Raw genomic sequence first — 12,025 nt, 5'->3', positions numbered from 1 at the left:
CTCTTCTCATGGCCACGAAGTCTCCCGCATCGGCAGCACCATGATTTCCGCCACCACGGTTTCGTCCGGCAGCAGCAGCACCGACTTCACCGCCTGCGCCACATTGGCCGGCTCCTGCAGCGTGGCCACGTCGATGTCCGGGAAGCGGTCAAGCAGGAAGGGCATGCGCATGCCGCCGGCCACCACCGCGGTCACCTTGATGCCATGCGGCCGCAGTTCCGCATGCATCGCATGCGACAGGCCCAGCAGGCCCCACTTGCTGGCGTGGTAGGCCGAGGCATTCGGCCACGCCCGCTTGGCGGCGGTGGAGGCGATGTTGACGATATGGCCGCGGCCATTGCGCTTCATTTCCTCCGACGCATGCTTGGCCAGCAGGAAAGGGCCGCTAAGGTTGGTGTTGATCACCCGCAGCCACTGCTCCGGCGTCAGCTCGGCCATCGACAGCGTGATGTCGGTGCCGGCATTGTTGATCAGCACATCGATGGTGCCGAAGCGGCTGACGGTCTGCGTGATGGCCTGCTCCGCGCCGGCCGGGTCGCCGACGTCGAAGCCGATCGCATGGATGCGTTCGGCAACGCCGCTGCCGGTCTCGGCCAGCGAGCGGGCCAGCGCCTCGGCCTTCTCCCGGTGCAGGTCGCCCACCACCACGTTGGCGCCGGACGACGCCAGCATATGGCACAGCGCCGCGCCCAGGCCGCTGGCGCCGCCGGTCACCAGCACCGTGCGGCCGGCCAGGCTGTTGTCAGTGGATGCGCCGTTCCTTGTGCCTGACGATTGATTCAATTGGTCCATTCGAGCTCCATATGGTTGGACCCGCCGCTGGCCACGAGCGACTGCGGCAGGCTGGTTGGCGCGGCCCCGAGGACCGCTTCATAGACATCGGCAATGCGGGCGGCGACATGGCGCCACGTATAGCGGCCGTGCACCCGGCGCAGGCCGTCCCGGCCCATGCGCCTGGCGTCCTGCCGTCTACCACCGTGTGCTTGATGCCGCCGACGGCCGAGCCGATCACGGGTACGCTGCAGGCCATTGCCTCTAGCGGCGTGACGCCGAAGGGCTCATGCCAGGGCGTGGTGACGAACACATCGGCCGCGCTGTAGTAATCGCGCAATTCGCTGCGCGGCCGCTGGCCCGCGAAATAAACCTGCCCTGACATGTCGCGCTGCTCGGCCAGCGCCTTCAGGCGCGCCATCTCCGGCCCGCCAGGGCCGCCATGGCCATGGTCCTGGCAATCGCTGCCGACCACCATCAGCCGCGCCGTCACGCCATGGCGGTCGCGCAGGGCTGCGATGGCCTCGATCGTGGTGTCGACGCCCTTGCGCGGCACCATGCGGCCCAGTTGCAGCACCGGTATCGCGGCCGAGGTCAATGCCATTTCCAGTACATGGGCCGCGGTGCGGGAGGTGTTCCTGAGCCTGATCGCGCACAGCCAGGCGGTCATGGCCAGCCATGCCGCTGCCGCCAGCGCGGCCAACGTCCAGTTGCCCGTTGCCGCGCCCAGCAAGGCGGCAAGCAGCGAGGCGACGGTCAGGCAGTAGTCCCAGCGCGGCGTGGCGCGTATCTTTTCGCGGTAGAGCAGCGGAGGCTTCTTGTACAGCAGCGCGTCGAACTGGATCTTCTTCTGCTGGCTGATGGACACGCCCCATTTCGCCGGCCGCACCGGATGCACCACCAGCGCATCCGGTGCATGCCGGATGCGGGCGCCCTGCGCCAGCAGGCGGATATGAAAGTCGCTGTCCTCGCGCCAGGCCAGCCGGAACTGCTCATCGAAGCCGTCCAGCGCCATCTGGCCATGGCGCAGCCAGTCGGCATCCGGCACGGCGCCGTCATCGGTAAAGGCGATCACCGCCGAGCGGGCATGGCGCCAGCCGCGGTTGCGGGCGGCAGCCGGGCAATGCGGGCCGTGGTTGGCGACATAGCGCACCTGCAGGCCGCGCTGTGCCGCCTGCGTGGTCCATTGGCCCACCACATCGCGGGTGGCATCGCTGGGCGCATCGTCCACCACGATAATTTCCATGCCTGCGCCGCGCAGCGTCTGCGTCGTGAGCGTTGCCAGGCAACGGTTGAGCAGACCGGCACGGCCGCAGGTGGGCACCACGACCGATACCGGCAGGTGCAGCGCCAGGCCGCCTGGCGTTATACGGCCCTCCGCAACGCCATGATGCAAGCTGCCCTCATTGATGCTGGCTTGCGGCAATGACGCCGGGTAAGCATGTCTGTCCATGCGCTTGATATCCGTAAAGTGTGCAAAGCACCGTCTGGCTCGGAAGCACAACACCGGGAGCGGCAAGACCAACCTCGGGCGTTGCAGATGCAAATCCCGTTCCAGAACCGAAAACAGCCTTGCGGCAATCTCATGCGCGGCTGGCGGCCGCGCTGCGCCATGTCTTCACGCTGCTGCAGGTGCCACGGGGGGCATACGCGCCATGCAGGCTCAGCAGTTCCTCGTGACTGCCACGCTCAACCACGCGGCCCTGTTCGAGAACGATGATTTCATCCGCATCCAGGGCCGTGGAAAGACGATGCGCGATCACCAATACAGTACGGTTCTCCGACAATCGATTCAGCTCCTGCTGGATCGGCTGTTCCGAAGCAGAGTCCAGTGCCGACGTGGCTTCATCGAAGATCAGGATCGGCGGGTTCTTCAGCACGGCGCGCGCCACGGCGATGCGTTGCCGCTCGCCGCCGGACAGCGTCACGCCACGCCCGCCGACTTCGGTGTCATATTGTTTTTCCAGCGTGGTGACGAGGTCGTGGATATGGGCCGCCTTCGCGGCATGGATGGTTTCTTCCTGGCTGGCGCTGATCCGGCCATAGGCAATGTTGTAGCCGATGGTGTCGTTGAACAGAACGGTATCCTGCGGCACCACGCCTATCATTGCGCGCACGCTGGTGGCGCTGACCTTGGCAATGTCCTGTCCATCGACCAGGATGCGTCCGCCCGCTGGCGGATAGAGCTTCAGCAGCAGGCGCGCCAGCGTCGACTTGCCCGAGCCGCTGCCGCCTACCACCGCCAATGTGGCGCCGGGCGCTATGCGAAAGCTGACATCGCGCAGTATGGGGCGTGACGGGTCATAGCTGAAGCTGACATGCTCGAACACCACCTCGCCGCGACCGGGCACAAGCGCCGGCATGCCGGGCCGCTCTTCCATCTCTGGCCGTTCATGCAGGATGTCGAACAGCCGTTCCGCATTGATCCAGGCATCGCGCGCCTCGCGATACACGAAGCCCAGGGCGTTCAATGGCAGGCAGACCTGCAACACATGGGCGTTGATCAGCACCAGGTCGCCGACCGTCATGCGGCCCGCCATCACGTCGCTGCCTGCCTGCAGCATGATCGCCGCCACGCCGCAGGCAATGATGGCGCTCTGCCCGACATGCAAGGCGAACAGCGCCTTCTGGTTGGCGACGTCGGCCTTCGTCCAGTGGCGCATGATGTCTTCGAAACGCCGTGCTTCCACCGTTCCATTGGTGAAGTATTTCACCGTGTCATAGTTGATCAGGCTGTCGGCAAGCCGGCTCTTGGCGCTGGAATCGAGCCGGTTCACGCGCCGCTGATGTATCGTGCGGCGCGCGGTGGAGACAACGGTAAAGCCGGTATAGACCGCGAATGTCAGCATGATGAAGCCGGCATGCCAGGCCTGATAGCGCGAGGTGATGATGGCCAGCACCAGCAGGATCTCGATCAGCGTCGGCGCCAGGGTGAACAGGCCCGCGCCCAGCAGGAAGGCAATGCCGGCGGTGCCGCGGTCGATGTCGGGCAGCAGCCCGCCCATGCGTCGCCTCGCATGAAAGCGCGCACGCAGCAGATGCAGATGCTCGAATGTCATCTGCGCATAGTTGGCCACGGTGCGCTGCGTAACCCGGGAAAACACCATGTCGCGCAGTTCATTGAACAGCGTGCTGGAAAAGCGCAGCAACGGCACCAGCACAGTGCTGATCTTGGCCGATACCGGCAGCAGTAGCAAGGCAGCGGCAATGCGCCAGCGGTATGGCGCAACGACCTTCATCAGGTCATGCATCACAGTGACTTTGGATAGCGCTGGCTTGTTGTCCAACATCTGAAATGTCGCCTGTTATCGGGATGTTGTCCCATGCCATGCGGACATCGGGCGGCCCCATGACGCTGGCTCGGCCTTACGCCTGCAGTCATGGAAGGCAGCACGGGTTTCAATGGCGCATGGTTGGCAAGCGTTAAGGCTCAGAACGGCAAGGCAAGGTTTTGTTCAGCGGCGCTGTCGATTTTTCCTGCAATAAATCTTGCTGCGTCCATTGAACCATTTACAAGTTCGTGTACTTCTTACCCGGCATCGCTTGCATGCGTGGTGCAACTTTTGCAGGCATCAGGCGCACAATTTTTGACGATTTTATGAAGCACCGTTTCTCGAAATAAAGCCGCTTTATAAAACCGCATGGCATCGGGAAAAGAGTTTTCGGGGAAGAGAGAAGGAAGAGGTTTCGCCTTGTAAATAAAGAAGCTCTGCTGTTTCGGCATGTCTGGTGCCTATATTCTCGATGCTATGTTGCGCGGTGTAATTCTTGCGGATAAAGGTGTATCGCTTGCTAGCGCATAACCGGTCCGGCGATGCAAGCCTGCGCCTGAAAAACTGGAGAGGTTCCATGTTCACACTGGGTATCAATGCCGCACTCCACAATTGTTCCACCTGCATGGTTTCCGATGGCGTGGTGCTTGCCGCCGCGGAAGAGGAGCGCTTCACCCGCGTCAAGCACGGCAAGCGGCCAGTGCCATTCACCGTATGGCAGCTGCCTTGTCATGCGATCGACTATTGCCTGAAGGAGGCCGGCATCAGCCTGCGCGACGTGGATCATGTGGCGTATTCCTGTGATCCCTGTCTGCAGATGGACCCACGCTTGCGCTGCCCCTGCAACCTTCGAAGGATGGCGGGCCGGCGCCATGGGATGCCCTGTCGCTCTCCTATATTGTGAATGCGCCGCGCCTTTTGGCGACTGCGCCGTGCTGACCATGGAGGGCAGGGCAGGGCAGGGCAGGGCAGGCCATCGTATGGCGACGGGGAGATCGAAGCCTTCCTGCGCCAGGCCATGGTGCCGTACCGGCGCCGCGACAATATCGCCGCCGACGCCGCCGCGCTGCTGGCGCAGGGCAAGGTGCTGGGCTGGTTCCAGGGCCGCATGGAACATGGGCCGCGCTCGCTGGGCGCGCGCTCCATCCTGGCTTCGCCGGTGAAGGCGGACATGCAGGCCCGGCTCAACCAGATCAAGGACAGGGAAGACTTCAGGCCGGTCGCCCCGGTGGCGCTGGAAGAGGAGGCGGCCAACTGGTTCGCCAATGCCGGCGTGTCGCCCATGATGGTTTTCATCAATGACGTCAGGCCGGACCGTGTCGGCCAGATCCCGGCGGTGCGGCATGTCGACGGCATTGCCCGCATACAGACCATCAACCGCAGCCAGAACCCGGTGTACTACGACCTGCTGCAGGAATTTCGCAAGCACACCGGCGTGCCGGTGCTGGTCAACACGTCCTTCAATACCCGCGGCGAGCCGATCGTCTGCAGCCCGCGCGATGCGGTCGACGATCGGCCACCCATGCGCCGTCGGCGTTGCCAGCGCAAGCGTACTGGCCAGCGCCGAGGCGCTGTGCCGCGAAGCGTCAACTCAACCGTGACATGAAAGCTGGAGGCTTCCATCATGAAGGAACTGCCTGCAAGCGCATCCTGGTCACCGGCGGCGCCGGCTTTCTCGGCTCGCATCTGTGCGAGCACCTGCTCAACCAGGGCCATGACGTACTGTGCGTGGACGACTTCTACACCGGCAGCAAGCTCAATATCTGCCACCTGCTGACCCGGCCGAACTTCGAGCTGCTGCGGCATGACGTGACCTTCCCGCTTTACTTGGAGGTGGACGAGATCTGCAACCTGGCCTGTCCGGCGTCGCCCGTGCATTACCAGCACGACCCTGTGCAGACCACCAAGACCAGCGTGCATGGGGCGACCAACATGCTGGGCCATGTCAACCCGATCGGCCCGCGCTCCTGCTATGACGAAGGCAAGCGCTGCGCCGAAACCATGTTCATGGACTACCGGCGCCAGCACGGCATGGCGGTCAAGATCGCCCGCATCTTCAACACCTACGGACCGCGCATGCATCCCGACGACGGCCGCGTGGTATCGAACTTCATCATGCAGGCGCTGGCCAACGAGCCCATCACCATGTACGGCGACGGCATGCAGACCCGCTCGTCCTGCTTCGTCGACGACCTGATCGACAGCCTGGCGCGGCTGATGCAGACGCCGGACGATTTCTGTGGCCCGGTCAACCTCGGCAACCCGGTCGAGTTCACCATGCTGCAGCTGGCGCAGGAAGTGATCCGGCTGACCGGCTCATCCTCGCACATCGAGCACCGGCCGATTCCCTGCGAAGACCCGGTGCGGCGCAAGCCAGACATCGCCCTGTCGCGTTCCTACCTGGGCTGGGCGCCAAAGATGCCGCTGGAACAGGGGCTGCAGCGCACCATTGCCTACTTCATGGACCTGCGCCTGGCGATGGGGCGCGAGCAGCAGGCCAGCACCGTTCCCGGCCTTGCCCATCACTGAGCACCGTTTCCCACTCCTGATCTGCGGGGCGCCCACATCGGGCGCCTTTTGCATTTGCGGGATGCGGCATGCGTTGCAACGAAATGGCGGCGAACTTCACTACAGAAGGTGCCCATCGGTGATCGTCCAAGGGAACACACGGAGTGGATTTGTCCCATCGGCTGTGCGCAGAAATGTCGCGGCACGATGATTACATGCGAGGAATGCAATGATAAAAAACTTGTATCGGGATTTGTTTCGCACTGCCTGTCTTGGTTTCGCAGCATTGCTGTGCGGCTGCGGGGGAAGCAGCAGCGGCAATGCCGACAGCGCTAACGCTGGTAAAGACCCAGTCCCGTTGACGCCGCTTCGTTCCCCCATCACAGCGACGAATTTCGCCTACCTCGTCGCATCCTCCTACCGGGCACTGGAAAGCCTGGCCGAAGTCGCCGAGGGCATCGGTGTCGCCACCGCGGACTTTCCGGGCGCGCTTGAGCTTCCCGGCATGCCAGGCAGCGATGCGGACGTCGGCAATGCTGCGGTCCCGTTGCCTGGCCTCGCGATGAAATTGGCAGGCTTCCAGCTGGCGGCAGGCGTTGCGCAGAAATTCGACTGCGAATTCGGCGGCTCGATCACCCTTTCGGGCGCGATGGCAAACCAGAACCGATTGACGCAAGGCGATGAGGTCAGGGTCGTCACGGAAAATTGCCGGCGTCCGGACGGCTCCTCCGATGTCGCCGGCGATCTCATCAACGGCAATATGAGCCTGTCGGTGAAGCAGATGAGCGGCATCCCAGGCCCCGATTCGGTCTGGTCCGGCGTCATTGCGGTCCGCTACGACAATCTGGTCACGGTCTCCGACACCGGCACCGAAAGCCTGAACGGCGATACGGAGGTCAGCATCAGCCAGTCCGCAAGCGACAGCCAGGTGCTTGCCGCAACGGGCAAGGAGCTGCGGCTTAAGCAGCAGGCGCCGGGCAGGGCAGCGCAGGAACTTGTGCTGCGGGACTACCGGGCTGACATCCGCAAATCCGGCGACGATCTTTCCTTCGGCGGCAACTTCGCCTTTAGCACCATCAAGCTTGATGAGGGTACGCTGCTTGTCGGCGTCTCCACCGGCAAGCCTTTCACGGTCAATATCGAGGACGCGATTCCGGTTACGCCGCCGGATGGCGCGCCGCCGGCGGATGGCATCCGCCAGGTGGATGTCTATCCTTCTTCCGGGCAGATGACCATCACCGGCGCGGATAGCAATGCCACCCTGGAGGCGGAAAAATCCGGAGGGCTTGTCCCCGCCTTCCTTGCGCGCCTGGCCGTACAGGCGACGCGCAGCGATGGAAGCTATGCAGCCTCCCAAACCCTGCTCTGGAAAGACCTGCTGGGCGCGCTGTAGCCGTCACGGCAGCAGGGCCGCCAGGCCGGACGCCTGGCGGCCGCCAGCAGTTGATGCCGGCGACCTCGTTGCGTCTCAGCCGCCGATGCGAAACTCGCTGACTGCCTGCGCCAGCAGCTGCGACTGCTCATGCATCGAGGCCGACGCCGCCGAAGCCTGTTCCACCAGCGCCGCATTCTGCTGGGTTACCTGGTCCATCTGCGCAATGGCCTGATTGACCTGCTCGATGCCGGCGCTCTGCTCATTGCTGGCGGCGCTGATCTCGGCCATGATGTCGGTCACCCGCCGTACACTGGTCACCACTTCCTCCATGGTGCCGCCGGCCCGATGCACCAGTTCCGCGCCGTCGCCCACCCGCGCCACCGATTCACTGATCAATTCCTTGATCTCGCGGGCCGCCGCGGCGGAGCGCTGCGCCAGGCTCCTGACCTCGCTCGCCACCACTGCGAAGCCGCGGCCCTCCTCGCCGGCGCGGGCCGCCTCCACCGCCGCGTTCAGCGCCAGGATGTTGGTCTGGAAGGCGATGCCATCGATCACGCCGATGATGTCGACAATCCGCTTGGAAGAGGCGTCGATCGAGGCCATGGTATCGACCACCTGCGACACCACCACGCCGCCCTGTGCCGCTACATCGGCCGCGCTGATCGCCATCTGATTGGCCTGGCGCGCATTCTCGGCATTCTGGCGCACGGTCGATGTCAGCTCTTCCATCGACGACGCGGTTTCTTCCAGTGCGCTGGCCTGCTGCTCGGTGCGGGCCGACAGGTCGAGGTTGCCGGCCGCGATCTCGCTCGACGCGGTCGACATCGTTTCTGTGCCGCGCCGCACCTGCGACACGATACGCAGCAGGTTGCCGTTCATGTCCTTCAATGCATGCAGCAGTTCGCCGGCTTCATCGGCAGACCGCACCTCGATCTCGCCGGTCAGGTCGCCAGCGGCCACCCTGCGCGCAGCCGCCACCGCCGTGGCCATCGGGCGGGTAATGCTGATGGTCATGAACCAGGCGCACAATACGGCAAGCAGCACGCCTGCCGCGGCCAGCGCCATCATCTGCCTGCGGCTGGCGCGTTCGATGCCCAGTATTTCAGCCGCCTTGAGATCGAGATGGTCGCGCTGCATCTGCAGCAGTTCGCCGGTCAGCTTGCTGTACAGCTTCGCCTGGGGCAGGTAGCTTTCTTCCAGCACCCGGGCCGCGCCGTCGGCGTCGCCGCCGGCCTTCTTCGCCATCACCTCGTCACGCGCGGCGGCATAGCTCTTGCGCACCCCGGTGATCTTTGCGTACAGCGCTTTCTCGTCCTCGTCTGCCAGCAGCGGCTCGATCTTCTTGAGCAACTCGCTGGAGCTTCGGGTGGTTTCGGCCGCATCTTCCTTGAAGAAGGTGGCCAGGGCCGGATCCGCGCTCTTCGAGATGGCGGTGGTGCGCACCACCGCATTGCTGATGTTCCTGTTCCAGTCGCTGATCAGCCTTTCCTTGATCAGGGGCAGCGCCATCATTTCCCGCGAAGCCTGGCCGACCGCGGCCAGCTTCATCACACCGATCAGGGTAATCAGGATCGACAGCGCCAGCAAAAGGCCGAAGCCCAATGCAAGGCGACGGCCGACTTTCATGTTCTGCAAGACATTCATGGAGCACTCGTAATGAAAACCCGGGCGCATGGCCCGGGCGGATGTCGAAAAAATAACGCGGCATGGGGCCGCCAGTGCCGGCCCTGCCTTGTGGTACAGGGTAAACGGCATGAAAAAAGGAAACTTAAGTCGGCTGGTCGCTGCCCTGTTCCGCCAGCTTCCGGGCGCCGGCCGTTCCGAGGCGCGCCTGGCCATGCGGGCACAGGTCGAGAAGGATGCAGGCGCTGCAGCGCGGCGCGCGCCAGGTGCAGGTGTCCTTGCCGTGCCGCATCAGCACCTGGTGATTGTCGTAGACCTGCTGCGCGTCCCATTGCGGCGGCAGCTGCGCTTCCAGCACGCGGTGCGACGGCCCGACCGCCATGTTGGCCGGGATCAGCCCGAGCCTGGCAGCCACCCGATGATGATGGCTGTCCACCGGCAGCGCCCTGCCGCGCAGGTTGCTGAAGGACAGCACCGCCGCGCTGGTCTTGGGGCCGACGCCCGGCAGGCTTTCCAGCCAGGCGCGGGCCTCTGCCACCGGCCAGTCGCGCAGGAATTCCAGCGACATCACGCCATTGCCGCGCGCGGTCACTTCACGCAGCACCTGCTGGATGCGTGGCGCCTTCTGTTCCGGCCAGGTGCAGGCGGTGATGGCTTCCTGCACCTCGGCCACTGGCGCGTCGCGCATTGCTTCCCAGTTGGCAAAGCGCTCGCGCAGCGCCCGGAATGCCAGGCCGGAGTCGCGGTTCAGCGTGCGGTGCGACAGCAGCGATGACACCAGCTCACTGAGCGGATCGATGGTGTGGAAGTACTTGATGGGGCAATGATAGTGTCCGCACAGCCGCTGGTGGATTTCCAGCGCCTTGGCCTGCAGGTCTGACGATAGGGAGGAAGCGGGCATGCGGTTCTTTCCATGGCAGAAGGAATAACGGCCTCAGCATAGACTTGCGCACGGAAGATTCGTTTCCCTGCCTGCCCTTGCTGCGTTTGCATCGGACGCTTGCCTTGCTTGCCGTCAAACCTGCCAGGCGCCCCCACGCTCAATTGCCTGAGCGGGCGGACATGGCTGCATGCTGCCTGCGAATCCTTGCCCGTTGCAGAAGGCCGTTCAAAACTGCCTTCAGGAACAGGCGGAATCTTTCAATTGGCGGCGTTGCGATGAATACCAGAAGCAGGGTGCCGACGATCACAAGCGCCCTGCGTTGCCAGCCCGACGGATCTTCCGGCCCGGCATAGCTGAAGAACTGGATCAGCGGCCGATGCAGCAGATAGAGCGGGAACGTGGTGGCAGCCACGGTCGTGATCATCGATCGCAGGCGGCCGGGCAGTTCCGGGAAGGCGTTTGCCAGTCCGTATACGCCGATCAGATGCATCAGGAAGGCAAGCGCATCGATATAGCGGCCGACGATCTCCTCATCCATGATGCGCAACTGTGCCGGCGCCAGGTAGCGCACATGCGGCGACGCCACCAGAAGGATCAGCCCGGCGATGGCCAGCAGCCAGCACCATGCCTTGGGCAGCGTTCTTTTCTTGCAGAACCGGTAGGCCAGGAAGCCCAGGCCCCATAGCGGGAAAAGCGCCGCGATCACCGGGCCGGAAAGCGCCAGCAGCAGCGCTACCCACAACCACCGCACCGGCCGTTTCGAAAAGAAGATGATGCCGAACAGAAGGTAATAGATGGCTTCATAGCTGAGCGACCAGAAGGGCGCATTGATGCCCGGCACCAGCTTGAGATGCCAGACTTCCTGCAGCATCAGCAGGGAAGCGAGATAGCGCAACGGCAGATGGTCGCCTGCAAACCACGGCTGTCCGAGGTAAAGCGCCGGCGCCACCCGCACGCCAAACCAGTCGATCACGAAGGTCAGCGCCAGCGCCGGCAGCACGACCGACCATAGCCGCGACGCGCGGCTGTTCAGATAGGCCTGCCAGGTGCGCTCCTTTACATCGGTGACATAGGCAATCACGAAGCCCGACAGCACGAAGAAGATCACCACGCAGGTGTCGCCATAGTCACCCAGCTGCCAGAGCAATCCGGCAGTCCAGTGGATGCCGGAGGCATGGCCGAGGAAGACCACCATGGCAGCCAGGAAGCGAACCACGTCCAGGTAAGAAGAAAAGTTCAGCGGCATTGTTTCTTTGGGGACAAATGATCACAGGTCGATGAAGCGCCAAAGCTTACTTGTTGTTCAGACAAGCAGTGACTGCCTTGGACAGGGATATTGATCGATTCGCCATTGCATTGCCGTGGATGCGCCACGGCAATGCCGCATGCAACGGCGCATGCCGCTCCCGGACCGATGACATCGAATTGCAGCCTTATCCCCTGACCAGCCTCTCATGCACGCTCATGCCGGGGCGATGCAATGCCGCCGGCGAGCCAGGCCAGTGCGTCGCAAGCCGCATGCCACGCCCTTTGCGCGGGCTTAAACCGGGTTCATTGCAGGCAGGCTAGCGTTGGGGCTCGCGCCATCATTGG

Annotated in this window: 9 protein-coding genes and 1 pseudogene; 3 read left to right on the top strand and 7 right to left on the bottom strand. The window is 63.8% G+C overall.

Annotation, left to right across the window (positions count from 1 at the left end; translation table 11 throughout):
• Positions 1–6: 6 nt before the first annotated feature.
• The 4 genes from IGW04_RS17025 to IGW04_RS17005 form a co-directional block, all read right to left on the bottom strand.
• Entirely contained in the window at positions 7–792 is a 786-nt protein-coding gene (locus IGW04_RS17025; protein WP_194714279.1) for an SDR family oxidoreductase, read from the bottom strand.
• Positions 743–2,224, bottom strand: coding sequence for a glycosyltransferase (locus tag IGW04_RS17020; protein WP_228527160.1), 1,482 nt, complete (start codon positions 2,222–2,224; stop codon positions 743–745). Before IGW04_RS17020 ends, IGW04_RS17025 begins: the two co-directional genes overlap by 50 nt.
• 130 nt (positions 2,225–2,354) lie before the next feature.
• Entirely contained in the window at positions 2,355–4,061 is a 1,707-nt protein-coding gene (locus IGW04_RS17010; RefSeq protein ID WP_228527159.1) for an ABCB family ABC transporter ATP-binding protein/permease, read from the bottom strand.
• A 239-nt stretch (positions 4,062–4,300) separates the two neighbouring features.
• The gene (locus IGW04_RS17005; RefSeq protein WP_194714278.1) at positions 4,301–4,495 is read right to left on the bottom strand and encodes a hypothetical protein; all 195 of its coding nucleotides are present in this window, start codon (positions 4,493–4,495) and stop codon (positions 4,301–4,303) included.
• Positions 4,496–4,620: 125 nt separating this feature from the next.
• Here IGW04_RS17005 and IGW04_RS17000 point away from each other — a divergent pair.
• The 3 genes and pseudogenes from IGW04_RS17000 to IGW04_RS16990 form a co-directional block, all read left to right on the top strand.
• A pseudogene (locus tag IGW04_RS17000) lies at positions 4,621–5,553 on the top strand (carbamoyltransferase C-terminal domain-containing protein); the annotation flags it as partial.
• Positions 5,554–5,645: 92 nt separating this feature from the next.
• A complete protein-coding gene (locus IGW04_RS16995) occupies positions 5,646–6,572 on the top strand; it encodes a UDP-glucuronic acid decarboxylase family protein (protein ID WP_194714277.1) in 927 nt (308 codons plus the stop codon).
• 208 nt (positions 6,573–6,780) lie between these two features.
• Positions 6,781–7,944: a hypothetical protein gene (locus IGW04_RS16990; RefSeq protein WP_194714276.1), complete on the top strand. Its 1,164-nt coding sequence runs from the start codon at positions 6,781–6,783 to the stop codon at positions 7,942–7,944.
• A 75-nt stretch (positions 7,945–8,019) separates the two neighbouring features.
• On the opposite strand, the gene IGW04_RS16985 is transcribed toward IGW04_RS16990, so the two are convergent.
• From IGW04_RS16985 to IGW04_RS16975, 3 genes are all read right to left on the bottom strand, one after another.
• On the bottom strand, positions 8,020–9,570 hold the full coding sequence (locus IGW04_RS16985) for a methyl-accepting chemotaxis protein (RefSeq protein ID WP_194714275.1): 1,551 nt from the start codon (positions 9,568–9,570) through the stop codon (positions 8,020–8,022).
• Between the two features lie 124 nt (positions 9,571–9,694).
• A complete protein-coding gene (locus tag IGW04_RS16980; protein WP_194714274.1) occupies positions 9,695–10,450 on the bottom strand; it encodes an endonuclease III domain-containing protein in 756 nt (251 codons plus the stop codon).
• 139 nt (positions 10,451–10,589) lie between these two features.
• Complete coding sequence (locus tag IGW04_RS16975; protein ID WP_194714273.1) at positions 10,590–11,678, bottom strand: acyltransferase family protein; 1,089 nt, start codon at positions 11,676–11,678, stop codon at positions 10,590–10,592.
• Between the last annotated feature and the right edge of the window lie 347 nt (positions 11,679–12,025).

Source organism: Noviherbaspirillum soli, from assembly GCF_015352955.1.
GTDB lineage: Bacteria > Pseudomonadota > Gammaproteobacteria > Burkholderiales > Burkholderiaceae_D > Noviherbaspirillum_A > Noviherbaspirillum_A soli.
This window is presented reverse-complemented; position numbering and strand designations above follow the sequence as displayed.